Below are 26,802 nucleotides of genomic sequence, written 5' to 3'. Positions count from 1 at the left end.
CTACACTCGGCTCATCCAGAAGCTTTTCAACGCTTATTGGTGCGGACCTCCATCCCGTGTTACCGGGACTTCATCCTGGCCAAGTGTAGATCACTTGGTTTCGCGTCTACCCCCACTGACTCTGCGCCCTATTCAGGCTCGCTTTCACTGCGGCTACGTGTCTCGTGACACTCAACCTCGCCAGTGACGGTAACTCGTAGGATCATTATGCAAAAGGCACGCCGTCACATCGTAAGATGCTCCGACCGCTTGTAGGCGTATGGTTTCAGGAACTATTTCACTCCCCTGCTCGGGGTTCTTTTCACCTTTCCTTCACAGTACTCGTTCGCTATCGGTCTCACGGGAGTATTTAGCCTTACCGGATGGTCCCGGCAGATTCGCGCAGGATTCCTCGTGTCCCGCGTTACTCAGGATACCGCTATGCTTGATTTGGCTTCGTGTACAGGACTATCACCTTCTGTGATGTAACTTTCCAGATACTTCCACTCACCATTTCAATACAATGTCGCGGTCCTACAACCCCGATGGCGCCTTGCGACGTCAACGGTTTGGGCTGTTCCCCGTTCGCTCGCCACTACTGGGGGAATCATTCATTTATTTTCTCTTCCTGCAGGTACTAAGATGTTTCAGTTCCCTGCGTTAGCTCTAACACTTAGGTGCTAGTAACCGTCCTTCAGACGGCTAGGTTGTCCCATTCGGAAATCCTCGGATCAAGGGTTATTTGCACCTACCCGAAGCTTATCGCAGCTTATCACGTCCTTCATCGCCTCCGTGAGCCTAGGCATCCGCCATACGCCCTTTCTTACTTTCTTTACGACTGTATTTGCTATTCGTTTCCGAACAGCGAATAAGTAGCTCATACTTTCAGCTGTATTCTAACAAAGTGAAATCTCATCTTGCGATTTGATTTACTTTAGTCTGAACTAAAGTTCATTACTTACAGTTTTGCTTGTGTCAATATGTCAAAGATCTTTTTAAGTGAAGAGTGAAGAACGAAGAGTGAAGAATTCACTTGTCTTACTCAACCTTAGAGTGGAGATTGTGGAGTTGAACCATTTTGCTTGAGCCATCCCTATATTATATATAATGTATAAGGAATCCCAGTCTCCTGTATTTAATCAAACAGATGGTGCGTACAAGAAGAGAAGCGAACTTTTATCAGATTCCTATCTCTCCATAGGATAATCGTCTCTCCAGAAAGGAGGTGTTCCAGCCGCACCTTCCGGTACGGCTACCTTGTTACGACTTAGCCCCAATTACCAGTTTCGCCCTAGGCCGCTCCTTACGGTCACGGACTTCAGGCGCCCCCGGCTTTCATGGCTTGACGGGCGGTGTGTACAAGGCCCGGGAACGTATTCACCGCGCCATGGCTGATGCGCGATTACTAGCGAATCCAGCTTCGTGGGGTCGGGTTGCAGACCCCAGTCCGAACTGAGACAGGCTTTAAGGATTTGATCCGTTTTGCAAAGGACCATCTCTCTGTACCTGCCATTGTAACACGTGTGTAGCCCCGGACGTAAGGGCCGTGCTGATTTGACGTCATCCCCACCTTCCTCACACCTTACGGTGGCAGTGTCCCCAGAGTGCCCAGCTTGACCTGATGGCAACTAAGGAGAGGGGTTGCGCTCGTTATGGCACTTAAGCCGACACCTCACGGCACGAGCTGACGACAACCATGCAGCACCTTCACAGAGACCCCGAAGGGCGTCATTGTCTCCAAATCCTTCCTCTGCAATTCAAGCCCGGGTAAGGTTCCTCGCGTATCATCGAATTAAACCACATGTTCCTCCGCTTGTGCGGGCCCCCGTCAATTCCTTTGAGTTTCACCGTTGCCGGCGTACTCCCCAGGTGGGATGCTTAATGCTTTCGCTTGGCCGCTGACCTATTCAGGCCAACAGCGGGCATCCATCGTTTACCGTGCGGACTACCAGGGTATCTAATCCTGTTCGATACCCGCACTTTCGAGCTTCAGCGTCAGTTGCGCTCCCGTGAGCTGCCTTCGCAATCGGAGTTCTTCGTGATATCTAAGCATTTCACCGCTACACCACGAATTCCGCCCACGTTGTGCGTACTCAAGAAGACCAGTTCGCGCTGCAGTGCAGAGGTTGAGCCACTACATTTCACAACACGCTTAATCTCCGGCCTACGCTCCCTTTAAACCCAATAAATCCGGATAACGCCCGGACCTTCCGTATTACCGCGGCTGCTGGCACGGAATTAGCCGGTCCTTATTCATAAGGTACATGCAAAAAGTCTCACGAGACTCACTTTATTCCCTTATAAAAGCAGTTTACAACCCATAGGGCCGTCATCCTGCACGCTACTTGGCTGGTTCAGGCTCTCGCCCATTGACCAATATTCCTCACTGCTGCCTCCCGTAGGAGTTTGGACCGTGTCTCAGTTCCAATGTGGGGGACCTTCCTCTCAGAACCCCTACTGATCGTCGCCTTGGTGGGCCGTTACCCCGCCAACAAGCTAATCAGACGCATCCCCATCCATCACCGATAAATCTTTAATCCCATTCAGATGTCTTCGTGGGATGTCATTGGGTATTAGTCTTACTTTCGCAAGGTTATCCCCAAGTGGTGGGCAGGTTGGATACGCGTTACTCACCCGTGCGCCGGTCGACGCCCATCAAAAGCAAGCTTTCGATGTCGTTTCCCCTCGACTTGCATGTGTTAAGCCTGTAGCTAGCGTTCATCCTGAGCCAGGATCAAACTCTCCATTGTAAAATATCATTTTTACTCTGCCTGTTCCGAAGAACGAGCGAAGTGTTTGTTGTCTGTACTTAGGACGAATATCCTCTTTCGTTTATTGAAGCTTAGTAAACCTGACTTGTCAATTTCTTGACGGTTCGTTTCTTTTACCCAGTCAACTTCCTTATTTCTAAGAAGTTAACCGCTTCTTGTACTACTTGTCTGTTTATGTAAAATCTTTCAAAGAACTCTTTCTTTTGTTGCTAAGAGAAAGTGTATTTCTCAAAAGCGAGTGCAAAAGTACTAACTATTTTCCATTCCACCAAATATTTCGAGAAAAAAGTTTCAAAAACAGTACAATTTTAACATTTAATTACATATCACACTCTTAATTCTACAATTTCACCTCATTATATACATACGCACTTGTGCGCCTGCACAAGCTCGTATACACATACACATGCAAATATAAAAATTGAAGGAATCGCATCAAATAACACCAAAATGAGCAAGAGCATTCTTTACCCCATCCTCATCAACAGAGGTCGTAATATAGTCTGCGACTTCTTTAAGATTATCACCAGCATTTCCCATCGCAACACCGATACCAGCCTTTTTTATGATGGAAATATCATTGCCACCGTCGCCGAAAGCCATGGTTTCATCTATGTTCAAGCCCAGATAATCAGCCATTGCCTGTAACCCTTTACCTTTATCAGCTTGAGCAGCAGTAATATCGGTAAAAGCAGGATGCCATCTTCCGGAAGTACAATTTTCCAATGACAGCATCAACTCACTCTCTTGTTCAACACTACAGAATGGAGTAAGTTGCAAGATATCCTCATCTTTCAAATCGTCAATATTCGTTTGGAAATCAAGGGAATCAACCCCTAATCCTTCCACAAATATTTTTTCGACAATAGGGGTTAAATGATGAATAGCCAACTGCTTCTCTCCTACTACTATGACAGAATAATCATCACGATCAGCCGCTTCAATCACTTTCTGCACATCAGAACGAAGAATCGGACACTGGCAAACAGTATGATTTTCCACAAAACATCGCGCACCATTAGTCGTTATATAGCCATCTATCAGATGTTCTATCTGTCCCAGATTTGTAATAAGTATGATAGGGCGACCTGTAGATATATATATATTGACACCATTTTGCTTCGCTTTTTCCAGCGCTTCAACAGTACTTTGAGGGATGCGATGTGTTTGAAAACTTACCAAAGTACCATCTATATCAAAAAATAAAGCTTTGATTTTTGAATTCTTGTCCATATTTTATCCTTTATACATATTATACATCTATTTCGGTGTGCAAAGATAGGCATTTTTTGAAAGAAAAAGCAAAAAAACACATGATTTCTTTGGAGTTACCGATAAAAAAACATACCTTTGCAAAGAGAAATCAAAATCTATAACAAATAGAAGTATTACAATCATTGAAGAAGAGGAGTGAAATGAGATTTATCATTTTCAATCAAGAATCTCTTTCAAAATATAGGCAATAAAGAAAACTTTCTAAAGACATAGATAAAAAGAAAGTTCTTGAAAGATATAATAAACAAGAAATTTCTCAAAAAGATATAGACAAATAAGAAAACTCTTTAAAGATAGACAAATATGAAAACAACCCTATTTAATGCGATGTTAGCCATCACCATGATGATGTGCTCATGCGAAAAGTTTACCCCAGAGGAAGAAAGTAGCAAACCAATTCCTAGAGAAAACAATGTTACCCTTGACTTAAGTTCAAAAAACCAAGTAAAGAAAGCATGCAAGAAGGTAAGTTTTGGATTTTTCAAGGACGATGCAAAAGCGGGAATCATCAGTCAAACGTCAGACGATTCCGATTTTGGAGCCATTCATCTCAGTTTGGCAGCAGGAACTTACGAAGTTGTTGCCATCGGTCACAATGGCTCCGGCACAACGATTTCTTCTCCTGAAAAGATTACTTTCACAAGCAATAAAGTAACAGATACTTTTTATTATTATGGAATTCTTGACGTCACCGATGGAGAAAAAACCACAGAAAGCATCACGCTTAAAAGAGCAGTTGGTATGTTTCGCTTAGCCATCAAAGATGAGATTCCAGAGCAGGCTAAGAAAATTAAATTTTATTACACAGGAGGCAGTAGTACTTTGAATGCTAAAACCGGTTACGGATGTGTGAACAGTAAACAGACTGAGATTTTAGATCTGGTGAAAAACCAGCAGGTTTATGAAGTTTATACCTTTCCTCACGAAGGAGATAAGAAATTGACCGTTACCATCGACATCTTAGACAAAAATGATTTTACAATAGCGACAACAACATTTTCGGATGTTCCCATCCTCAAAAACTATATAACAAAATATAGCGGCAAGTTGTTTACTGGCTTATCAGGCGGGACAGGCGACATTGACATCGACTTTATTTTTGATCCAGAATGGGCGGGCGAAAACGAATATGAATTTTAAGAGGCATATCTATCAGATAGTTAAATCATCTGATAGTTGAAGCCATCTGATAGTTAAAATCTTCTGATAGTTGAAATCATTAAAGAAAGTAAGAGCACTAACAATCAGAAAGTTAGATAGCAGAGAAGAGCCTTGAATAGAATTAGTTTGGTATAGACTTTATTCTGAGAGGCTCTTTTTATGCTATTATTTTTTTAATATTAGCGTTTTGAGGTACCCCTCCTTAGAAGGTCCTTTTTTAAAAGTAACCCATCGTTATATTCGTTATAATATAATCGTTCATCAATCTTAGATGTTCCATTTTTCCACAAATATAGATAATTTTCAATTATTAAGAATTGATAATACAAAAAACCTTTGATTTTTAAGAAATTATCCATAATTTTGCACAAAAATAATATAACTCATATAGTTTTTGTGTAATGAAAAAGATTGTAACTTTTTGCCTGTTATTTGCCGCAATGCTCCCTATGAAGGCTCAAAATGTATTGAGCCTTGACAGTTGCAGAGCCATGGCATTGCGCAATAATAAGCAAATCAATGCGTCAAGACTCAAGAAGGATATCGCTTACAACCTGAAGAAATCTGCAAGAACCAAGTATCTCCCCAAAGTAGATGCACTGGGCGGATACGAATGGTTCAACCGTGAGATTTCCCTTCTCAACAGTAACCAGAAAAGTGCCATCAGCAATATCGGATCCAACTTAGGAGCTGGGGTCACCAACAACCTGAGCACCATGATGGGCGAGCTTGTCAGTCAGGGACTTATCTCTCAGGAGGCTGCCCAGCAGATTGGTCAGGCTCTCGGAAGCAAGTTGCCGGGAGTAACAGAAAAGCTTAATGGAGCTGGTCAAAATCTAGTAGATGCCTTCCGCACGGATACCCGAAATATCTGGGCCGGTAGCATCATGCTCCGTCAACCTATTTATATGGGAGGAGCCATCATTGCAGCCAACAAGATAGCTGACATTGGCGAGCAAATGGCTGCAAACGATATTGACATGCAGACGCAAAATACGCTTTACAATATCGACCAGGCATACTGGATGGTTGTTTCTTTGAGACAGAAGCAGAAACTTGCCACCAGCTATAGAGATTTAGTCAAGAAACTGGATGATGATGTGCATAAAATGATCAAGCAGGGTGTAGCTACAAAGGCAGACGGTCTCAAAGTCGATGTGAAGGTAAACGAAGCGGATATGCAGATTATGCAGGTAGAAGATGGTCTGACCCTCTCCAAGATGCTGCTCTGTCAGCTCTGCGGTATTCCGATGAATCAGGACATTCAGTTGGCTGACGAAGAAAAAGAATCACTTGCCCTTTCCGGTCAGGCGATAGATATTCATCAGCAAGAAGCGGCTGCATCCGATTCAGCCAAGAGTACCCGTCCAGAGTTGAAGATGCTTCAGAATGCGATTGACCTTTCCAAAGAAAGTGTGAAATTGATACGTGCTGCTTATTTGCCACATGTAGCTTTGACTGGCGGTTATACGATTTCCAATCCTAACGTTTTCAACGGTTTTCAGAAGAAATTTTCAGGAGTATGGAATGTAGGCGTCCTCGTACAAGTACCGGTATGGAACTGGTTTGACGGCACCTATAAAGTACGTGCTGCAAAAGCAACCTCCCAAATTGCTCAAATGAATTTGGATGATACGAGCGAAAAAATCCATCTTCAAATCACCCAAAGTCAATTCAAGGTAAAGGAAGCTGAAAAGAAGCTCAATATGGCACAAAAGAACATCAAGAGTGCTGAAGAGAATCTGAGATGCGCTAACTTAGGATTCAAGGAAGGAGTGATGGATATTACGGATGTTATGACCGCACAGACTGCCTGGCAGAAAGCCCAAAGTCAGAAAATCGATGCTGAAATTGATGTAAAACTTACCCAAATCGGCTTGAACAAGGCATTGGGTATTTTACAATAAACAGGGGATAAACAGTTTGGACCATCCAAAAATGAACTGTTAACTGTTAACTCTGTTGACAACATATTGAGATTCGATTGAAAAAAGGGATTCTGAAAATTGAGATTCGATTGGAAAAAGAACTCTGAATATTGGGATTCAATTGAAAAGGGATTCTGAAAATTGGGATTCAATTGAAAAGGGATTCTGAAAATTGGGATTCAGATAAAATATCAAACAAGAAATAGGATTCTACACATTATTAAATATAAGGAATAAAGATTATGTCTAAGAAGTCACAACACAATAACATACTATTGGCAGTAATCGGTTTTACTGCTGTAGTCATCATCGTAGGCGTTATCGGTTTCTTCACTTTAGAGCACGATGACGAAACGATTCAGGGAGAAATCGAGGTTTCTGAGTATAGAGTTTCCTGCAAGTTGCCAGGCCGTATCGTAGAGATACGCGTCAAGGAAGGCGACTATGTGCATGTAGGCGATACGCTCGCCATTCTCGAAGTACCAGAGGTAAAATCTCAAGAGAAAATGCTCCAGGCTACCAATGAAGCAACCATGGCGCTGCAGGATTTAACGGATGCCGGTGCCCGCAAGGAACAGGTACAGGGCGCTTATCAGCTCTACCAACAGGCGATGGCAGCTGCAGAAATAGCCAAGAAAACCTACACCCGCATCCAGAATCTCTTCGATGAGGGAGTGATGAGCGGTCAGAAGCGCGATGAAGCTTTTGCTGCCTATAAGGCCACAGAAGCTCAGGTGCAGGCTGCCAAAAGCCAATACGAAATGGCCAAGAATGGTGCCAGAGAGCAAGAGAAGAGAGTGGCTGCCAGCAATACCAAAGCTTCTAAAAGTGCAGTGGATGTAGTCAAGAACTTGCTCAAGGAAACCATTCAGGTGGCACAGGTAGAAGGCGAAGTTAGTTCTGTCTATCCTAAGGTTGGCGAACTGGTAGGCTTGGGATCTCCTATCATGAGCATCTCCATCATGAACGATATGTGGGGCACATTCAATGTACGCGAAGACCGTCTGGCTGGTCTCAACAAGGGTGCAGAATTCACAGCATTCGTTCCTGCTTTCAACAAGGACATCAAGATGAAGGTATATTATCTGAAAGACCAGGGCTCTTACGCTACATGGAAGGCAACCAAGGATAATGGCGATTACGACCGCAAGACTTTTGAGGTAAAGGCTCGCCCTATCACCAAGTTGGAAGGTCTGCGTCCAGGAATGTCTTTGATCATTAAAAAGTGAAGAGAAAAAAGTGAAGAGAAAAGAGTGAAGAGTGAAGAACGAAGAGTGAAGAATTCAATTGTTTTATAACGAAGAATTCAATTGTTTATAACATAAATTCCAGGCTGTTCGTTAAGTTCAAAGTCCAACTTTTAAAGTTCTATGTTTAAGAAATTATATCATATTGCTCTCAGAGAATGCGGCATCATGTGGAAGAATCCTATCTATTTCTTCTGCATGATCATCTTCCCCATCGCAGTGGTGATTTTCTTCACCACCCTGATGAAGGATGGTGTGCCTACCGATATGCCTGTGGGCATTGTAGATCAGGACCATTCTGCCACATCCCGCCAGCTGGTGCACAAGCTCGATGCATTCCAGACCACGAAGGTTGTGTCTCATTACGAGAACATCGCTGAAGCAAGACATGCGATACAGAAGAATGAAATCTACGCCTTTCTGTTTATCCCAAGCGGCACGGAGGCCGGTCTGATGGCTTCCCGCCAACCTAAGATTTCCTTCTACTACAGTAGTGTATCTCTAGCTGCCGGTTCCCTACTCTTCCGCGATCTGAAGACCATCTCCACTTTAGGAGGAGCCGCTGCAGGAATGGCCAAGCTTTCAGCATTAGGCAAGACGAATGACGAGATTATGACCTTCCTGCAACCTATCGCCGTAGATTTGCACATGATTGGCAATCCATACGCCAATTACAATTACTATCTCTCTACCGTGATGGTTCCGGGACTCATCATGCTTTTCATCTTCCTGATTACACCTTATTCTATAGGTACGGAACTGAAGTTCAACAGGGCCAGAGACTGGATGCGAATGGCAGGCAACAATCCTTATCTCGCCATCGCGGGTAAGATGCTGCCCCAGACACTCATCTTCCTGAGCATCTTCCTGCTATTCGAGTTCTACATCTATTATGTATTGGGATTTCCTCATCCGGGTGGCGCAGCGCCTATCATTTTGTTAGGCATTCTGAGTGTATTATCCTGTCAGTGCTTTGGCATTTTTGCCTTCGGTCTGATGCCATCCCTGCGCATGTCGATGAGCATTTGCTCACTTTGGGGCGTGGTAAGTTTCTCCATCTGCGGAGCCACCTACCCACTCTTTGCCATGGATTCACCCATCCAGGCTATCGGACAACTCTTTCCGATGCGCCACTACTATATGATTTACCAGATGAACATCTTCAATGGGTTCCCGATGAGCGATGCAGTACTCCACTGGAGCGCCCTCGTTCTCTTCTGTGCCCTGCCTATCCTTACCGTCTGGAACATCAAGAAGGCAATGCTGGTTTACAAGTACTTGCCGTAGAAGAGTGAAGAGTGAAGAATTCAACGGCTTTACTAATCATAAAGTTCAATGTTAAAAGTCCAATATTCTATGTTAAAAAGTAGTTTATTATATAAGATCATCAATGGCATCTGGGATATGTGCTACATCTGGAAAACGGAAATGCGCAATGTGTTCCGCGACGAAGGTGTACTCATTTTCTGCGTCCTGGTTCCATTAGGCTATCCGCTTCTCTACTCGTGGATTTACAACAACGAGGTGGTGAGAGAAGTGGATACGGCTATTGTGGATTTGAGCCACACCCATACCTCCCGTGAGTTTATCCGCGATTACGATGCTGCTCCAGACACCAAAGCCACTTACTATTGCAACAGTCTCGATGAGGCGAAGCAACTGGTACAGAAGCAGGCGGTACACGGCATTGTCTATATTCCTGCCGACTTTGACACGAAGTTGAACCGCGGCGAACAGGCACATGTGGGAGTCTATTGCGACATGAGTCTGATGCTCACCTACAAGGCGATTTATCAGACTGCCCAAGCTGTAGCAAGCCATATCAACTCAGGCATTCAGATTTCGAAAAGTGGTGGTTTTACGGATCGAGACGACGAAATCACTACCGAACCATTGGCCTTTGATGAGGTTCCGATATTCAACACCACCGTGGGTTATGGAAATGCCATTCTGCCGGGTGTGCTGGTACTCATCCTGCAGCAAACCATGTTGTTAGGCATCGGAATGGCGGCAGGTACTTCGAGAGAGTTGAACAGAAATCGCGAACTGATTCCTATCAGCAAGCATTATGGCGGTATTTTCCGAATCGTATTTGGCAAGGCGCTGGTTTATTTCATGGTTTATGCCGTATTGGGTATGTATCTCACATTGGTAGTTCCGAAGATGTTTGGCTTTGTAAGTATGGTTACGTGGACCACGATTTTAGGTTTTCTCCTGCCTTACATTCTGTCGTGTGTTTTCTTTGGACTGATGCTCTCGTGTCTGGTAAGATATCGTGAGAATGTGATGCTTCTGGTAGTATTCACCTCCGTGCCTCTGCTTTTCATGACGGGTATTTCATGGCCTCAGAGCAATATTCCAGCTTTCTGGCAGGGTTTCGCCTGGGTCTTCCCATCCACATTCGGCATCCGAGGATTTCTGAGAATCAGCAGCATGGGCGCAAGTCTGTCAGACATTCTTCCTGAATTCAGAGCATTATGGTTACAGGCGGGCATCTATTTCCTTGCCACCTGTCTGGTATTCAGACAGCAGTTGCGCTCTGCAAGAATCAAGGCAAACCTCCCTGCCGAAGTTGCCGAAGAAGAGGATGAGACAGAAGAGCTCATCAAAAATCAAGAGGTAAAAGTTGCGGATTGACGATACAACCATCGAAAATCTAACTGTTAACTGTTGACTGTTGACATTTCTAAAATAAGAACTATCCTCAGGCTCTGAAAAAAAAGAAAGAAAAAAAGAGGGTGTGCATAAGTCCATGACGCCCCCTCTTTTCTTTTATTATAAATGCGAACACGAATAATTCATAACGACTTATTCATAACATCTTTTTCGTAACGGCTTATTCGTACGTTTTTTACGGCAAATTACTTATGTGTACTAACAATCTTGGTAGGAGCCTTCTCAGCATTTCTGCGATTAACCACCGTCACGATACTCTGGGCAAGACTCAGGAAAGCCTGACCGGTAACAGAATCAACCTTGGTTGCTGCAGGCGCACCATCATCACCACCCTCGCAGATGCTCTGAACGATAGGAATCTGAGCAAGCAAAGGCACATTCATCTCCTTAGCGAGATTCTTGCAGCCCTCCTTACCGAAGATATAATACTTGTTCTCTGGCAACTCAGCAGGAGTGAAATAAGCCATATTCTCGATAAGACCGAGGATAGGCACGTTCACCTTGTCGTTCTGATACATGTCAATACCCTTGCGAGCATCAGCCAGAGCCACCTGCTGAGGAGTACTTACGATAACCGCACCCGTAATGGCAAGAGTCTGAAGCAGGGTAAGATGAATATCGCTGGTGCCAGGAGGAGTATCGAGGATGAAATAATCCAGCTCGCCCCAGTCAGCATCACCTATCAACTGCTTCAAGGCAGAACAAGCCATTCCGCCACGCCACAACGTAGCAGTAGTAGGGCTCACGAAGAAACCGATACTGAGCAGCTTGACACCATATTTCTCGATAGGTTCGATGAGATCTCTGCCATCCTTGTGAACAGAATAAGGACGCTCCTCCTCTACACCGAACATCTTAGGCATGGAAGGACCGAAGATATCCGTATCAAGCAAGCCCACCTTATAGCCGAGCTTAGCCAAAGCAATGGCGAGATTGGCAGAAACCGTACTCTTACCAACACCACCCTTACCAGAACTAACGGCAATCACATTCTTCACCTGAGGCAGCAATTTGCCTACTTCAGGACGCGGAGCAGACTTATATTCAGTAACAATCTCCACCTCCACATCCGGAGAAATATGATAATGAATGGCTGCCTCAGCAGCCTTCACCGTACTCTTGAGGAAAGGATCTGTATCACGAGGGAAAAGCAAAACTACCTTCACCTTCATACCATTGATACTTGGCGTATCTGCCAACATCTCACTCTCGATGAGGTTCTTCTTAGTACCAGGATAAATCACAGTAGCAAGAGCCTCTTCTATCAACTTAGGATATAATGTCATTATAATTATGTATTTGTTTTTGTGCAAAATTACCAATAAAATATGTAATAAGCAAATAAAAACTAAATAATTTCAGATATTAAACACTTTTATGTATCTTTGCAGAAATGTGTATACCAATGCAAGAAATATCAATTAAAACAATGATAAACATTAAGAAGATTTTGTTGTCTGCTGTTTTTGTCGCCCTTGGCGGCATTTCAGTACTGGCAACCAGCAAGAGAAAAGAACCAGCCGCTCCAGCTCCTTCCACGATTTATTGGAACGATGTTTACGGCAAGGTTTACTACAGCAAGAACGCCAATGTTTCTCCAGTTGTCAAGATAGCCCTCAATATGTTCTCAGACGACATGAAGGCCATCTTGGGTTATCCGGCAAAAGAAAAATCAAATGCCAACATTCAGATTTACCAGCTCGACCTGCTTTCCAACAAGGAGTTTTCTTCCATCGAGAAGCTTGGAGTTCCGCTTCACCAGTTCATCACCCAGAAAGATGCATTCTGGATTGGTACCCGTCAGGGCAAGATCATCGTCGTGGGAAGCAACGCCAGAGGAACAGCCTACGGCATCATGGAACTCTCCAGTCTGGCTGGCGTTTCACCCTGGACCAACTATTATCATGTGGCTCCATTGCAGAAGAAGACTCTCTCCCTTGCCGCAGGATTTGAATCCCTGCAGGTTCCAGCCACAACCTACCGCGGACTCATGCTCAACGACCATGCATGGATGGGCAGAAAGAACCTGAGCCGTCTCTGCCGACTGATGCTCCGCCTGAGAGCCAATACGCTATGGGAAGGCGACAAGCATGGGGAAACTTCAGGAAAACATGAGATGAACAACAAGCATGGGATGAACATCGACAAACAGGTAACTGACAGTTTCGACATTCTCGTGGCAGAGAACGGAAAGGTGACTGAAACCATTATCGGCAAGAAACACAACAAGAAACATAAGAAAAGTCTAGAACTCACCAAGCTGATTTGGGAAGACAACCAACTGTCATTTTCTGACCTCTCGCCAGCTCTGATGCTCAACGAACTCGGTGCAGACAGTCAGGACAACGGTTCCCGCAAAGGCAAGGCCCACAAATCGCACAACTCCCGCAGCCATGAAGACGAAGCCTGGATAGCCGATGTCAACAATCCCCAGACTGGTGCCTACCAGCTCTCCCTTTTCATGGAGCAGGCTTGGAACAGGAATGCAGCCACCACAGCCAACCTGGAGAAGCACTATGAGCAATGGCTCAGCAGGCTCTTCGGCGCTGCTATGGGAAGAAAACTGATGCCGCTCATGAAGGAATACTACCGGCTCACCAACATCCGTCCTACCGGATACATGACCATGCCTTTCGGCGAATACGAATTCCATTCGGGCGAATTCGGCAACGAGCTGGAGCGTTATCTGTATGATTACGACCTGCTGAAGACCAAGGCAACCAACGTAGGAAACACCCTCACGGCCTATCAGCAGCAAGGATTCCGCAACATGATACTCAATCCTATCCTCATGGCAGCCCTCACAGCCGAGCAAGAATTGGAGGCACAAGAAGCACGCCACATTGCCCGTCCGGGACTTTTCAGCAAGGATGATGAAGCCAAGGCTGCCGCAGCGCTGAGTCTTACTGCCTATCAGAAACTGAAAGCAATCGACCCTTCTGCCCAGCCTCCAGTACTTCCAGGCACGATGTCGGCTGCAGAAATCAGGAAAAGTCTGCAGAATGCTTTCGACAGATCGGAAGACCTGAAGCCGCTCAGCTATGCGCTCATCAAGGATGTAATAGCGAAGAATGCCTACCAGTGGACTTCTGCCACGCAGAGCAGCATACAGCTATTGCCTTTCACGGGGCACAGTACGCAAGCCGTCTCCATGAACAAAGGTGCCATCCTTAAATATGTGGTGAATACAGACATGGAAGGCGACGCACGCTTCACCATAGGAGCGATTCCTGACTATACCAACCAGAAAGGAGATATGCGCATCAGCGTCATGATAGACGATCAGGAACCCGTTACGATTTCACTCAAAGATGCGTATAATCACACCAACTGGAAGATGGATATTTGGCGCGGACAGACCCGAAAAAGCTTCTTTACCACACTCAAAAAGGGAAATCATGTGGTAGAAATCAAGGCTTTGGATGATCATATTATTCTCGACCAGTGGATACTCGACTTTGATGTGGACAGAGAATATTACGTGATTCCAGTCAGATAAATGAGAAAAGATAACAGGCTTTTAAGCTCTATTTAAACACAATTCGAGCCATCTATTACGACCGAGCTTGGTCGATAGATGGCTCGCTTTAGTCTTAATAAAGGCTGTCAACAGTCAACAGTTAACAGTTCTATTTTGCATACCCCCACCCCCTTCTATCAAAAAAAGTATATATATATATTATATTATAATAAGGTGTAAAAGTGGCAAGTAGAAAAAATCTAACTGTTAACTGTTGACTGTTAACTTTCTATTCCTTATTTTTCCAAAGGATTTTCTACAGGGAAAAGCTTGTCAGTCTTTGGCTTTTTCAGATTATTGCGTGAATTTTATACAGCAGAGAGTTTAAAACAAAAAAAATGCACTCCCAAGCCATCACTGACCAAGAGTGCACTTTCCAATTATCTCTCTCTTAAAAAATTTACTCAATAACGACAGTAGTCCAGCCGTGCTTATCCTCGATGGTACCATACTGGATGCCACGGAGGGTATCATACAGATGCTTGGAGATAGGACCTGGCTTCTCACCGAAGTTGTAGCGCTTGCCTGTATCCAAGTCGTCGATGTAGCTGATAGGACTGATTACTGCAGCAGTACCGCAAGCTCCAGCCTCCTCGAATGTATCCAACTCATCCTCTGGAATCTGTCGGCGCTCTACCTTCAGACCCAAGTCTTCAGCCAACTGCATCAAACTCTTGTTGGTGATAGATGGGAGGATAGAGGTACTCTTAGGAGTTACGTATGTATTGTTCTTAATACCGAAGAAGTTGGCAGCTCCACACTCGTCCATGTATTTCTTCTCCTTGGCGTCGAGATAGAACTCGCAAGCATAACCCTTCTCGTGAGCGATAGAATTGGCTCTGAGAGAAGCAGCATAGTTGCCACCCACCTTATAGATACCTGTTCCGAGAGGAGCAGAGCGGTCGAAATCACGGATGATGACGTATGGGTTGGTAGAGAATCCACCCTTGAAGTAAGGACCCACTGGAGTTACGAAAATGAGGAAGCAATACTCAGTAGCTGGGTGCACACCCACCTGAGCGCTTGTACCGATGAGCAGCGGACGGATATAGAGTGTAGCTCCGCTCTCGTAGGTAGGAATCCATTCCTGGTTGAGGCGAACCACCTTCTTGACCATTTCCTCAAACATTTCTGTAGGCACCTCTGGCATAAGAATACCACGGCATGTGCTCTGCAAGCGGGCAGCGTTCTCGTCCATGCGGAACACGCGCACCTTGCCATCAGGGCAACGGTAAGCCTTCAAACCCTCGAAAGCTTCCTGACCATAGTGCAAACAAGTTGCAGCCATGTGCAATTTCAAATACTCATCAGAGCAAACTTCTATTTCGCCCCATTTGCCGTCGCGATAGTAACAGCGAACATTGTAGTCAGTCTGGCGATAGCCGAATGACAAATTAGACCAATCCAAGTCTTTCATAACATCTTATTTTTAAATGTTCTACTAATATTTAGCCGCAAAATTACAAAATATTCCGTTAATCTGCAACTTTTTCGCCTAATATTTAGCAAAAGCGTTATTTATATTCGTTTTTTCTTACTCAAAATGCATATTTACATAGATTTATGTATGTTCTTACGCATTGCATTTATTCCTTCTTCCAATTTCCTTTCACTTTTGAAGATTCTTTTTATAATTCTTCGTTCAGCAGTTTCTTGATTTCTTCGTCGGCCTTGGTGAGTTTGTCCTTGCAAAGCTTTACCAGCAGCTTGGCACGCTTCAACTGCTCTGAGAGCTGGTCAATATCCAGTTCATCATTCTCCATTTTCTCTACGATTTCTTCAAGCTCTCTAACAGCCTGCTCGTATTTGATTTCTTCTTTTGCCATACGCTTTATCTGATTATTATGCTTTTATTCTAGTTAGTTTTTCGATACTTCCGACTTGACAGCCCCATCCGCAAACCTTGTTTCTATGATGTCTCCTTCCTTCAACTGCCCAGCCGAGCGCACGCTTTTCCCGTCTTTCAGGGTAATACTATAGCCGCGCTTGAGCAGCAATTCCGGGTCTTGCGCCTTCATGCGTTGGGCGAGCATCTGCAGTCTGTGACTTTCATTGAGCAGTTTTCTTTCAGCTATCGGCTGCACATTCTGCGAAAGGATTTCGAGATGACGCTGCGCCCGCGACAGTTTTTCCTGTACATGAGAGGAAAGGCGAGCCATCAGTCGGTCGAGCCTTGCGCCCTGTTTGGTCTTGACCAATGAGAACTGCACAGGAATTCCGCTGCTCAATCTTTCGAGCCTCATCCGCTCCACCTGCAGTCTGTGCTTCACATTCTGCACGATGTTTTCCTGAGCATCCATCACACGAACATACACTTCCGTGAGATGGTCGATGAGGAAAGCCGCTGCAGCCGTAGGGGTCTTCACACGGCGGAAGGAAATCATATCGAGCACGCTTTCATCCCGTTCATGTCCGATACCCGTGATGATAGGCAATGGGAAATTGGCCACATTCTCTGCCAAGGCTAAGGTATCGAAACCCGACAGATCGCTGGTTGCACCTCCACCTCGGATGATGACCACGCAGTCCCATTGCTCCCACTCAGCATTGATCTGATTGAGGGCAGCAATGACGCTCTGCTCTACTCCCTCGCCCTGCATCGTGGCAGGAAAGAGGGATGTGATGAACTGCAATCCGTACCCATTGTCAGCCAACTGGTTGCAGAAGTCTCCATATCCGGCTGCCGAAGCACTGGAAATAACGGCGATGCGCTGACAGAACATCGGGAGCCTCAGCTCTTTCTGCAGTTCAAAGACTCCTTCCTCCTTCAAGGTCTGGATAATCTCCTGTCTTTTTCTCGCCATATCGCCCAAGGTATAGTTGGGATCAATATCATCCACAATCCATGAGAAGCCGTAGTTTTCATGAAACTGCGCATGCACTTTGAGCAGCACCTTCATCCCAGCATGAATTCTCTGTCCGGTCACCCGTTCGAAATGTGGCTTGATAAGCATCCATCTGTTTCGCCAGCAGGAAGCGTGTGCCTTGGCTATGGGCGTATTGGAGCGTTCATCCTTCTCGATGAGTTCCATATAGCAATGTCCTCCGTAAGCCTCACGGGCCTCGGAAAGTTCTGCTTCTACCCAATAACTGTCGGGCAATGACATCGAGATAATCTCACGGACTATCGAATTCAACTCAAAAAGTGATAAATGTTTCACCATACAATACTTCGCTATAGAATTCTTCACTCTTCGTTCTTCACTCTTCACTAAAATCTCTCCACTTACTTAATCGCCTTCCCGGTCTGATAAGCCTTCCAGAAATCAGGCACCCCATATCCATAGATATTGTCAGGATGCTGCTGATTGTTGCCAGCCATCTTCACCAGTTTGATGATCTGCTTAGCCGTCTTATGCGGAAGCGCCTGCCAGAGACAAGCCGTCATCCCAGCTATCAGAGGTGAGGAAAATGAGGTTCCGTTATCATTGATGATGGACCCTCTGCCCGTAATCACGGAAGCAGGACTTCCAAACGCCATCACATCCGGTTTGATGCGCCCATCGGCAGTAGGTCCCACGGCACTGAAAGCAGCATTCTTGCCCTGCTCGTTGATGCTGCCCACGGTAAGTATATTCTTGGCGTCGGCAGGAAAATTGATTTTCTTCCACACACCCATACCATCATTGCCGGCAGAATTCACGCAGATGATTCCCTTATCGGCACACATCGAGGCCGTATGGGAAATCAGTGCCGTCTCGCCATCCTGTTCCCAGTATAGATGATTCGTCTTCACATCATCAAAGTCGTGGTAACCCAAAGAGGAATTGATGACATCAACCCCCAAACTGTCAGCATACTCGGCAGCAGAAGCCCAGTAGTCTTCCTCGGCAAGACTTTCCGTACGCTCATCCTCGCAGCGCACCAGCACGTATTGCGCCTCAGGAGCCACGCCCACATAGAGATTGGGAGCATTGGCAGCCATCGTGGAGAGCACCATCGTGCCATGTTCCATCTCCTCAAAGATATTATTGGACTTAGGAACTACGAAATCCTTCAACCCAGCCAGTTTTACCCCGTGCAGGGCAGGAATCCTGTCCACATTCATAAAACCGCCATCGAAAACGGCTATCATCATTCCGTTGCCATAGAATCCCCGCTCATGAATACGCTGACCGCCTAAAGACTTCAGTTGCTCGGCAGCAGCCCCATAATGGGTAGGCACAGACTCCCAGTTATTGAGTTCCTTGCGGAAACTGGAACGCTTGCGCTCGGTGATGGAATCGGGCGAGGAAAACACCTTCAACTTTTTGGTGATAAAAGAAAGGGAATTGAGCTTGTTGAGTTCTTTCTCCTTGTGAATCTTCACCAGCAAGGTATTGTTCCATTTGCTCTGCCCCACGATTTCAATCCCCGTCCTGCTCACAGAATCGATGTAAGCAGGAGCGATAGGCAAATCCGTGACATCTACCGGAAGTCCCTGACGCTTGCGGCGCTCTATCGAACGGGCAGAAAGAAACTGCTCCGGACGGTTCACCGAGAAGGGAGTATGCTGCAGGTCCTTATCACGAAGATACAAACGATACATCATACACCTGCCGCCAGGGAAAGAAACCATATCCGTCTCTGTGATACGGGGCAGGCGCATCAGTTGCTCAAAATTAGAAACTCTATCTTCACGAGCCATCAAAGAAAGAGCCATTATCAGGAATGCATAAAGCATCAAATACTTTTTCATCTTTATCAGGTTTTCTAATTGTTCTATTGTTGTTTATGTTGTTTCTATTGTTGTTCAGTCTTTGTTCTACGGCCATTGTGTCGCAGTCGATGAAAGCCGACATTACAGTCGATGATTTCAGATCATCCAATCGTTGTTACCAGCATTTCATCCGATAGAAATATTGTTGATTACGAATTGCAAAAGTAATGTTTTCAAATGAGAATGCCAAAAGAAAAGTAAAGTTTTTGAAAGATTGGTAAGTTTTTCCCTATATATATAAAAGGTGTGGAATATTTTTTGTACTTTTGCAGTCAAAGTATTCAAAACATCAATGGAAAATAAACAAGCAACATTAGAATTGGGCACCAAACCGGTGGGCAAATTATTGGTACAATATGCCTTGCCTGCCATGATAGCCATGACCGCCGCTTCGCTTTACAACATCGTGGACCGTGTATTCATCGGACAGGGTGTGGGAGCAATGGCGATTTCCGGTCTGGCCATCACCTTCCCGTTCATGAACCTCACAGCCGCTTTCGGAGCCGGCGTGGGCGTAGGAGCTTCAACAGCCATCAGCGTGAAGTTGGGACAAAAGGATTATACTACAGCCCAAAACATTCTGGGTAACACAATTTCTCTGAATCTCATCATCGGTATCGGACTGAGCATTATCTGTCTGCTCTTCCTCGACCCTATCCTGAGATTCTTCGGAGCCAGCGACCAGACACTCGTCTATGCACGTGACTATATGGTCATCATCCTGCTGGGTAATGTGGTGAGCCACATGTATTTCGGCATGAATGCGCTGCTCAGGGCAGCCAGCAAGCCGCGGCAGGCCATGTACGCCACCATCTTCACGGTGATGATGAACGTGATACTGGATGCACTTTTCATCATCGTGTTCAAATGGGGAATACAGGGAGCCGCCATCGCCACCATCCTCTCGCAGCTGATGGCGATGATGTGGCAGTTCAAGCTCTTCAGCAATAAGAACGAACTGCTCCACCTCAAGAAAGGTATTTACAGACTGAGAAAGAAACTGGTAGAGAACATCCTCGCCATCGGCATTTCGCCTTTCCTGATGAATGTCTGCGCCTGCATTGTCGTCATCTTCATCAACAACCAGCTGGTGCGTTTCGGAGGCGATCTCTCTGTGGGTGCCTACGGCATTGCCAATGGTATTGCCATGGTATTCGTCATGTTCGTGTTCGGCATCAACCAAGGAATGCAGCCTATCGCTGGCTACAACTACGGAGCTCAGAAAATAGACCGACTGATGAGGGTTTTAAACCTCAGCATCATCGCTGCTACGGGCATTATGGTAACCGGTTGGCTGATAGCCATGTTCCTGCCATACTACTGCGCCAGAATGTTTACTACCGACAAGGCGCTGATAGAATTAGGCATCAAGGCCATCCGCATCGTGATGTGCTGCTTCCCGATCATCGGTTTCCAGATGGTCATCACCAACTTCTTCCAGTGCATCGGCAAAGTGAAGATCAGCATCTTCCTCTCTCTGTCAAGACAGTTGCTCATTCTCCTGCCACTCTTGGGACTGCTTCCATTGTTCTGGGATATAGAAGGCGTCTGGTACAGTATGCCAATCTCTGATTTCTCTGCCGCCGTGATTGCCGCCATCGTTATGTCATGGTATATGAAGAAACTGAAAAGAATGCACAGAGAAAATCTGCAGCAGCAGGAAATGGCGGAAGGATAAAGCATCATCATACATTCATCAACTAAAAATAGAGAATTATGACTAAAATCATCATAAACGTAGGTCGCCAGATAGGAAGCGGTGGCCATATTATCGCAGAGAAGCTGGCAAAAGCCTTCGGTTGCAAGTGCTACGACCGTGAACTTCTCAATCTGGCAGCCAAGGAGAGTGGATTCTCAGAGAAATTCTTCGAGCAGAACGATGAGCAGAAGGGATTTTTCAAAGCACTCTTCCATACCCATCTCCCTTTCCTGAGCGACAGCAACTTCTATCACAATGATTTCTCACAGGAAGGTCTGTATAAATTTCAGAGCGATGCCATCAGAAAGGCTGCCGATGAGGGCAACTGCGTATTTGTAGGAAGAACAGCCGACTATGTGCTGCGCGACTATAAGAACGTGATCAACATTTTCATCACCGCCAATATCGACGACCGCATCAAGGCCGTTTGCAAGCGCAAGAACATCGACCGTGCCGCTGCCCGCAAATTCATCACCAACCATGAGGAAGAACGTGCTTCCTACTATGGCTACTATACCGGCAAGAAATGGGGACACAGCGAGAGTTACGATCTCTGCATCAACAGCAGCCTGCTGGGACTGGAAGAGACTGAGAAATTCATCGAAGAGTTTATCAGAAAAAAGTTCAAATTATAAGAAATCTGACTCAGAAAGAAATTCAACGGAATAAGAATTCAGACTCAGAAGAAAACTCATAAGAAATTCAATTCATAAGAAATTTAACTCACAATATAATGAAGAAGATTATGCTTTTGGGCTCAGGCGAACTGGGCAAAGAATTTACCATCGCCGCAAAGCGTGCTGGACAGTATGTCATCGCTTGCGACAAGTATGACAATGCTCCTGCCATGCAGGTTGCTGACGAGCGAGAAGTGTTCTCAATGCTCGATGGCGACGCATTGACCGCAGTGGTTGAGAAACATCACCCAGACATCATCGTGCCTGAGATTGAAGCTATCCGTACAGAGCGTCTCTTCGACTTCGAGAAAGAGGGCATTCAGATTGTACCTTCTGCCCGTGCCGTGAACTACACCATGAACCGCCGTGCCATCCGCGATCTGGCCGCCAAGGAACTGGGTCTGCGCACAGCCAAGTATTTCTACGCTAAGACATTCGAGGAATTCAAGAATGCAGCCGACGAAATCGGTTTCCCATGTGTAGTGAAGCCATTGATGAGTTCCAGCGGTCATGGACAGAGCTATGTACACAATGACGACGAACTCGTGGAGGCTTACAAGGAAGCTATGGAGGAAGGTCGTGGCGATGTGAAGGAAGTCATCATCGAGGAATTCATTGATTTCGACTCTGAGTTCACACTCCTCACCGTAACCCAGAAGGATGGTCCTACCCTCTTCTGCCCTCCTATCGGACACATTCAGAAAGGTGGCGACTACCGCGAGAGCTGGCAACCCTTCCAGTTGCCAGAGGAAGCATTGAAGAAAGCACAGCATATTGCAGCCGAAGTGACCAAGGCTTTGACCGGTGCTGGTCTCTGGGGCGTAGAATTCTTCCTGAGCAAGCAGGGCGAAGTGATTTTCTCTGAGTTGAGTCCACGTCCACACGATACAGGTATGGTAACTCTCGGTCACACCACCAACCTGAGCGAGTTTGAGCTCCATTTCCGTGCTGTGATGGGCTTGCCAATAGCAGGCATTCACCTGGAGCACGCTGGATGCTCTGCCGTTATTCTCTCACCGGAAGAAAGCACCGAGCCGCTCAACTACAATTTCATGGATGCGCTGAAGGAAGATCATACCCGTATCCGCATTTTCGGAAAACCAGAGGCTCACGTAGGCCGCCGTATGGGCGTCGTTCTCTGCTACGGAGAAAAGGATGCTGACCTCAATCAGCTTCGCGACAAGGCAAAGCGCCTGGCAAAGACCGTTTTGGGCACCGACCCTTATATGAAGAAATAATTCTTAAAAGAATAAGACACATCTAACCCTACAAACATTAGATGGTATATAATTCATTTTTATTCATTTGGTTGTTCCCTATCATTTTCATGGTAGGGAACAATCTTACTGTTCCGTATCGCAAATATTTCTTTCTGCTCGCCTCTTACGGCATTTACATCTATTACAACAAATGGATGACCTTCACTCTTATCACCGTGAGCCTCATCTCCTACTTCTTTGCCAAATATCAGGAAAGAAATCAGAACAAGTATCTGGAGAAAGACCAGGAAAAAGATTTAGAGAAAAACCTGAGGAAAGACCCGGACAAGAAGAACTGCGGGAAAGAAACTATCTGCGGAAAAGGAACAATCTGTGCAGAAGTCATTGCAACCATTCTTCCGCTTGTCGTTTTCAAATACGGGCACTTCATCTCGGAAAATCTTAGTTCCTTTACGAATAGTTTCGGCTTCATCTCGAATGAAAACCATTTCTCCATCATTGCCCCATTAGGCATTTCCTTCTTCACCTTCCAGGCTCTGAGCTATGTATTCGATGTTTACCGCAAGAAATATCCAGCCGAGCAAAATCTGTCGAACTATCTCACTTACATGGCTTTCTTCCCTTCCATGATAGCCGGTCCGATCAACAGATACGACCAACTGATGCCCCAGTTGAACACGGTACAGGGTTTCAACCGTCCACTGGCAGAAAAAGGATTGAAAATGATACTTTGGGGAATGTTTCTCAAAGTAGTGATTGCAGACAGATTACAACTCTACATCGACCCGGTATTTGATGGTTTTCTACAAGAAAGTGGTTCGTCGCTCCTGATGGCAGCCATTCTCTATTCCATCCAACTCTATACAGACTTCGCCGGCTATTCGCTCATGGCCATAGGCGCAGCAGCCACATTGGGCTACAATCTCAAACAGAATTTCCACAATCCCTACTTCTCTATCGGAATCACAGACTTCTGGCACAGATGGCACATTACCTTGGCACATTGGCTCAGAGACTACATCTACATCCCACTGGGAGGAAGCCGTTGCTCGAAAAAACGGAACTATGCCAATATCCTCATTACATTCGCAGTAAGCGGAATCTGGCACGGAGCCAACTGGACCTTTATCGTATGGGGACTATTGCACGGACTGTTTCAGGTCATCGAAAAAATATTAGGCTTACAAAAAAAGAAAGAATCCAAGTTCTCTTCAACCGACATAGAATCCTCCTCCATCAAACCGAGATATTTCTCCATTAAAAACAGAAGCATCCGGTTGGCAAGAATCATCCTTACGTTTTTCCTCATCACATTCCTGTGGATATTCTTCCGCATGAATACGATAGAAGATGCGTGGATAGTAATTGAAAAGATATTTACCAGTCAGGACATGCATTTCGGAATCTGCGAGAAGTTTATCTACGTCTTTATCGCCATCGTATTCATTAAGGATCTGATAGACGAAATCCGACCTTCCTGCAATCCGTTTTATCACCCAAAGAGATGGGTGAGATGGGCCACCTATCTATTCATCTTTACAAGCATCCTACTCTTCGGAGTTTTCGATGCGGGTCAATTCATTTATGCCAGATTTTAAAGTCATGAGAAAGTTTTTTGGTAAAATATCGGTATTCGTCCTGTTGATGGCACTCATCTATGTAGCCCTCAGCACAGGCTTTTACTTTCTGGAATCACATGCCAAAGGGGAAAGTGGAAGACTGAAATACATCCATGACCAGTTGAAAGCAGATCATCTGATCATGGGTTCATCGCGCGCCCTTCACCATTATAATCCCCAATATCTTACACCTTATTATAATATAGGGGAAGACCGCATGGGAATCATTTTCAATTATGGCAGGCTGCAACTGGTAGAAGAAAGGAACAAGGTGAAATCCATTATCTACGACGTGGAACCAGACTACGACCTGCTGGAAGATGACAACACAACGTATCTCGGCAATCTGCGTCCTTACTATTGGCGCGATCATATCAGCTCTATCTTCCATGACGTGGATGCAACGGAACGCTTCAAAATGCTATTTCCGTTCTACCCTTTCAACTCGCGCCTGCTGAAACTTCTCGCAGATACAAGAGCAGAAGACCGTACAGACAAAAAGGGATTTGTGCCCTACGAGGGTTGCCAGGCCATCATACCGGAAAACCTGCCGCAAGACAAGCATGACAAACTGAAATATGAATACCTGCAGAAACTCATCACGACCTGCCAGCAACAGCAGATCCAGCTGATATTTGCCGCCTCTCCCCAACTCTCATACCAGAGCGACTCGGTGTTCATACCTCTGAAAAAGATCTGCAAAGCTCAGAAGATTCCTTTGCTGAATCATTTCTGCGACAAACGCTTCACAAAGCACAGAGAATGGTTTCACAATGCCAATCATCTCAACGCAACAGGAGCTGATATTTATTCCAAACTGATAGCTGAAGAGATACAAAGAATCAACGGCAAACAATAATATCGCCGATTATGCGTTCTTTCTATAAATGCGAGTATATTAAGTCATGAAAGAATTAGGAAGAATCATACAATTAAATAAAAAGGAGGAAGAAGGCTACTGTTCCTGCACCGACAAGGATGCGGGTCTGCCGTTCGTGCCCAAACGCCTCTACTGGATATACGACGTGCCGGGAGGAGAAAGCCGCGGAGGTCATGCTCACAAAAAGCTGAAGCAGATCATCATAGCCGCCAGTGGCTCCTTTACCGTTCATCTGGACGATGGACATGAGAAAAAGGACTACTTCCTGAACCGTCCTGACCAGGGACTTCTGCTCGATACGGAAATATGGCGAACCATTGATGATTTCTCATCAGGTGCCGTCTGTCTGGTTTTAGCCTCCAGATTGTATGAGCCGGAAGACTATCTCTATGAATATGAAGACTTCATCGATTACATCCAAGAAAGAGAAGCCGGGAAATAAAAAACTTCAGCCAAAATGATAGAAATCAGAAGATAAAATGATAGAAATCAAAAGATATACACCCCAAGAGAAACAAGACTGGAATGACTTCGTGGCAAAATCCAGGCAAGGCACGTTTCTTTTTGACAGAAACTATATGGATTATCATCAGGACAGATTTCATGACCATTCCCTGATGATTTTCTATAACGGAAAACTCTGCGCTTTGCTGCCTGCAAATGAAGTTGTAGATAAAACCCTTATTTCACATCAGGGACTCACATACGGCGGACTGCTTACCTGCAACAAAATGACGGCAGCCATCACCTGTCAGGTATTTGATGCTATCAATATCTATCTGAAAGAAAGAGGATTTCAGAAAGTCATATATAAAGCAATACCTTGGATTTACCACAACATTCCATCAGAGGAAGACCTCTATGCCATCATGCAAACATGTAAGGCTCGGCTATCGGCAAGAGAAATCTCCACCACCATTCCCCTGACGCATAAACTGCGTTTCTCCGAACAAAGAAGAAGAGGGATTCATAAGGCCAACCGCTGCAACCTTTCTATTCATGAAGCAAACATGAATGACATCTGGGAGTTTTGGAACATTCTCAATACTAATCTCCAGCACAAATACCATACTGCTCCGGTTCACACCTATGAGGAATTGAAACTTCTGATGACACGATTCCCAGAAAACATCAAGGGCTATGTGGTAAAGGATGCAGAAAACCACAGCGTTCTCGCCGGAAGCCTCATCTACATCACCCCGCAAGTGACGCATACCCAATACATCGCAGCATCGCCTCAAGGGAAAGAAGAGGGAGCACTCGACCTGCTCTTTGATGAGCTAATCAACCAAAAGCAATGGAATACTACCTATTTTGACTTTGGAAAATCAACCGAGCAGCAAGGTACTTATCTCAACGAGAACCTCATCCACCAGAAAGAAGGGTTTGGAGGAAGAGGCGTCGTTTATGATACTTACGAATGGGAACTGTAGAAAGAACAATATAAGAAA

The 26,802-nt window shown here is 45.4% G+C and carries 19 protein-coding genes and 2 rRNA genes (1 of these 21 only partly in view); 13 read left to right on the top strand and 8 right to left on the bottom strand.

Annotated elements, in window-relative coordinates; translation table 11 throughout:
* From KUA50_RS00725 to KUA50_RS00715, 3 genes are all read right to left on the bottom strand, one after another.
* A 23S ribosomal RNA gene (locus KUA50_RS00725) occupies positions 1 to 812 on the bottom strand; it reaches 2,085 nt to the left of the window's first position.
* Between the two features lie 385 nt (positions 813 to 1,197).
* Positions 1,198 to 2,729, bottom strand: a 16S ribosomal RNA gene (locus KUA50_RS00720).
* Together the 16S and 23S rRNA genes form the textbook arrangement of a ribosomal RNA operon.
* A gap of 456 nt (positions 2,730 to 3,185) precedes the next feature.
* Positions 3,186 to 3,983 carry a Cof-type HAD-IIB family hydrolase gene (locus KUA50_RS00715; protein WP_218457786.1) on the bottom strand — a complete coding sequence of 266 codons (798 nt, stop codon included), beginning with the start codon at positions 3,981 to 3,983 and terminating at the stop codon, positions 3,186 to 3,188.
* A gap of 345 nt (positions 3,984 to 4,328) precedes the next feature.
* Between KUA50_RS00715 and KUA50_RS00710 the strand changes: the two genes are divergently transcribed.
* The 5 genes from KUA50_RS00710 to KUA50_RS00690 all read left to right on the top strand — a co-directional run bounded on the left by KUA50_RS00710 (position 4,329) and on the right by KUA50_RS00690 (position 10,998).
* A complete protein-coding gene (locus KUA50_RS00710) occupies positions 4,329 to 5,165 on the top strand; it encodes a FimB/Mfa2 family fimbrial subunit (protein WP_218457787.1) in 837 nt (278 codons plus the stop codon).
* 422 nt (positions 5,166 to 5,587) lie between these two features.
* The gene (locus KUA50_RS00705) at positions 5,588 to 7,093 is read left to right on the top strand and encodes a TolC family protein (RefSeq protein ID WP_218457788.1); all 1,506 of its coding nucleotides are present in this window, start codon (positions 5,588 to 5,590) and stop codon (positions 7,091 to 7,093) included.
* Between the two features lie 263 nt (positions 7,094 to 7,356).
* Positions 7,357 to 8,343, top strand: coding sequence for an HlyD family secretion protein (locus KUA50_RS00700; RefSeq protein ID WP_218457789.1), 987 nt, complete (start codon positions 7,357 to 7,359; stop codon positions 8,341 to 8,343).
* 141 nt (positions 8,344 to 8,484) lie between these two features.
* A complete protein-coding gene (locus tag KUA50_RS00695; RefSeq protein WP_218457790.1) occupies positions 8,485 to 9,648 on the top strand; it encodes an ABC transporter permease in 1,164 nt (387 codons plus the stop codon).
* 69 nt (positions 9,649 to 9,717) lie between these two features.
* Positions 9,718 to 10,998 carry an ABC transporter permease gene (locus KUA50_RS00690; RefSeq protein ID WP_218457791.1) on the top strand — a complete coding sequence of 427 codons (1,281 nt, stop codon included), beginning with the start codon at positions 9,718 to 9,720 and terminating at the stop codon, positions 10,996 to 10,998.
* A gap of 224 nt (positions 10,999 to 11,222) precedes the next feature.
* Here the strand turns inward: KUA50_RS00690 and KUA50_RS00685 are convergent, their stop codons facing one another.
* Positions 11,223 to 12,323, bottom strand: coding sequence for an Mrp/NBP35 family ATP-binding protein (locus KUA50_RS00685; RefSeq protein ID WP_118117738.1), 1,101 nt, complete (start codon positions 12,321 to 12,323; stop codon positions 11,223 to 11,225).
* Positions 12,324 to 12,466: 143 nt separating this feature from the next.
* Here KUA50_RS00685 and KUA50_RS00680 point away from each other — a divergent pair, with 143 nt between their 5' ends.
* A complete protein-coding gene (locus tag KUA50_RS00680) occupies positions 12,467 to 14,536 on the top strand; it encodes a glycosyl hydrolase 115 family protein (protein ID WP_218457792.1) in 2,070 nt (689 codons plus the stop codon).
* A 421-nt stretch (positions 14,537 to 14,957) separates the two neighbouring features.
* Here the strand turns inward: KUA50_RS00680 and KUA50_RS00675 are convergent, their stop codons facing one another.
* From KUA50_RS00675 to KUA50_RS00660, 4 genes are all read right to left on the bottom strand, one after another.
* Positions 14,958 to 15,974, bottom strand: a complete 1,017-nt coding sequence (locus KUA50_RS00675; RefSeq protein WP_218457793.1) for a branched-chain amino acid aminotransferase — start codon at positions 15,972 to 15,974, stop codon at positions 14,958 to 14,960.
* Positions 15,975 to 16,185: 211 nt separating this feature from the next.
* Positions 16,186 to 16,383 carry an exodeoxyribonuclease VII small subunit gene (gene xseB, locus KUA50_RS00670; RefSeq protein ID WP_218457794.1) on the bottom strand — a complete coding sequence of 66 codons (198 nt, stop codon included), beginning with the start codon at positions 16,381 to 16,383 and terminating at the stop codon, positions 16,186 to 16,188.
* 33 nt (positions 16,384 to 16,416) lie between these two features.
* Positions 16,417 to 17,721 carry an exodeoxyribonuclease VII large subunit gene (gene xseA, locus KUA50_RS00665; RefSeq protein WP_218457795.1) on the bottom strand — a complete coding sequence of 435 codons (1,305 nt, stop codon included), beginning with the start codon at positions 17,719 to 17,721 and terminating at the stop codon, positions 16,417 to 16,419.
* 62 nt (positions 17,722 to 17,783) lie between these two features.
* Entirely contained in the window at positions 17,784 to 19,235 is a 1,452-nt protein-coding gene (locus KUA50_RS00660; protein WP_256624340.1) for a S8 family peptidase, read from the bottom strand.
* Between the two features lie 313 nt (positions 19,236 to 19,548).
* Here KUA50_RS00660 and KUA50_RS00655 point away from each other — a divergent pair, with 313 nt between their 5' ends.
* The 7 genes from KUA50_RS00655 (at position 19,549) to KUA50_RS00625 (ending at position 26,784) form a co-directional block, all read left to right on the top strand.
* Positions 19,549 to 20,934 (top strand): MATE family efflux transporter, encoded by a 1,386-nt coding sequence (locus KUA50_RS00655; protein ID WP_218457796.1) that lies wholly within the window; start codon positions 19,549 to 19,551, stop codon positions 20,932 to 20,934.
* Positions 20,935 to 20,972: 38 nt separating this feature from the next.
* On the top strand, positions 20,973 to 21,590 hold the full coding sequence (locus KUA50_RS00650) for an AAA family ATPase (protein WP_218457797.1): 618 nt from the start codon (positions 20,973 to 20,975) through the stop codon (positions 21,588 to 21,590).
* A gap of 98 nt (positions 21,591 to 21,688) precedes the next feature.
* Complete coding sequence (gene purT, locus KUA50_RS00645) at positions 21,689 to 22,870, top strand: formate-dependent phosphoribosylglycinamide formyltransferase (protein WP_118117767.1); 1,182 nt, start codon at positions 21,689 to 21,691, stop codon at positions 22,868 to 22,870.
* An 89-nt stretch (positions 22,871 to 22,959) separates the two neighbouring features.
* Positions 22,960 to 24,450, top strand: coding sequence for an MBOAT family O-acyltransferase (locus KUA50_RS00640; protein WP_218457798.1), 1,491 nt, complete (start codon positions 22,960 to 22,962; stop codon positions 24,448 to 24,450).
* 4 nt (positions 24,451 to 24,454) lie between these two features.
* Positions 24,455 to 25,330 carry a hypothetical protein gene (locus KUA50_RS00635; protein ID WP_218457799.1) on the top strand — a complete coding sequence of 292 codons (876 nt, stop codon included), beginning with the start codon at positions 24,455 to 24,457 and terminating at the stop codon, positions 25,328 to 25,330.
* Positions 25,331 to 25,376: 46 nt separating this feature from the next.
* On the top strand, positions 25,377 to 25,793 hold the full coding sequence (locus KUA50_RS00630) for a sugar 3,4-ketoisomerase (protein ID WP_118117773.1): 417 nt from the start codon (positions 25,377 to 25,379) through the stop codon (positions 25,791 to 25,793).
* A 37-nt stretch (positions 25,794 to 25,830) separates the two neighbouring features.
* Entirely contained in the window at positions 25,831 to 26,784 is a 954-nt protein-coding gene (locus KUA50_RS00625) for a GNAT family N-acetyltransferase (RefSeq protein ID WP_218457800.1), read from the top strand.
* The last annotated feature ends 18 nt before the right edge of the window (positions 26,785 to 26,802 follow it).

It is taken from the genome of Segatella hominis, assembly GCF_019249725.2.
In the GTDB taxonomy this organism is placed as follows: domain Bacteria; phylum Bacteroidota; class Bacteroidia; order Bacteroidales; family Bacteroidaceae; genus Prevotella.
This window is presented reverse-complemented; position numbering and strand designations above follow the sequence as displayed.

Coding starts and splice junctions, on each gene's coding strand:
- KUA50_RS00685 (WP_118117738.1), bottom strand. CDS start 12,323: ATGACATTATATCCTAAGTTGATAGAAGAGGCTCTTGCTACTGTGATT.
- KUA50_RS00625 (WP_218457800.1), top strand. CDS start 25,831: ATGATAGAAATCAAAAGATATACACCCCAAGAGAAACAAGACTGGAAT.
- KUA50_RS00705 (WP_218457788.1), top strand. CDS start 5,588: ATGAAAAAGATTGTAACTTTTTGCCTGTTATTTGCCGCAATGCTCCCT.
- KUA50_RS00635 (WP_218457799.1), top strand. CDS start 24,455: ATGAGAAAGTTTTTTGGTAAAATATCGGTATTCGTCCTGTTGATGGCA.
- KUA50_RS00680 (WP_218457792.1), top strand. CDS start 12,467: ATGATAAACATTAAGAAGATTTTGTTGTCTGCTGTTTTTGTCGCCCTT.
- KUA50_RS00675 (WP_218457793.1), bottom strand. CDS start 15,974: ATGAAAGACTTGGATTGGTCTAATTTGTCATTCGGCTATCGCCAGACT.
- KUA50_RS00650 (WP_218457797.1), top strand. CDS start 20,973: ATGACTAAAATCATCATAAACGTAGGTCGCCAGATAGGAAGCGGTGGC.
- xseA (WP_218457795.1), bottom strand. CDS start 17,721: ATGGTGAAACATTTATCACTTTTTGAGTTGAATTCGATAGTCCGTGAG.
- KUA50_RS00655 (WP_218457796.1), top strand. CDS start 19,549: ATGGAAAATAAACAAGCAACATTAGAATTGGGCACCAAACCGGTGGGC.
- KUA50_RS00695 (WP_218457790.1), top strand. CDS start 8,485: ATGTTTAAGAAATTATATCATATTGCTCTCAGAGAATGCGGCATCATG.
- KUA50_RS00715 (WP_218457786.1), bottom strand. CDS start 3,983: ATGGACAAGAATTCAAAAATCAAAGCTTTATTTTTTGATATAGATGGT.
- KUA50_RS00640 (WP_218457798.1), top strand. CDS start 22,960: ATGGTAGGGAACAATCTTACTGTTCCGTATCGCAAATATTTCTTTCTG.
- KUA50_RS00690 (WP_218457791.1), top strand. CDS start 9,718: ATGTTAAAAAGTAGTTTATTATATAAGATCATCAATGGCATCTGGGAT.
- xseB (WP_218457794.1), bottom strand. CDS start 16,383: ATGGCAAAAGAAGAAATCAAATACGAGCAGGCTGTTAGAGAGCTTGAA.
- KUA50_RS00710 (WP_218457787.1), top strand. CDS start 4,329: ATGAAAACAACCCTATTTAATGCGATGTTAGCCATCACCATGATGATG.
- KUA50_RS00700 (WP_218457789.1), top strand. CDS start 7,357: ATGTCTAAGAAGTCACAACACAATAACATACTATTGGCAGTAATCGGT.
- KUA50_RS00660 (WP_256624340.1), bottom strand. CDS start 19,235: ATGAAAAAGTATTTGATGCTTTATGCATTCCTGATAATGGCTCTTTCT.
- KUA50_RS00630 (WP_118117773.1), top strand. CDS start 25,377: ATGAAAGAATTAGGAAGAATCATACAATTAAATAAAAAGGAGGAAGAA.
- purT (WP_118117767.1), top strand. CDS start 21,689: ATGAAGAAGATTATGCTTTTGGGCTCAGGCGAACTGGGCAAAGAATTT.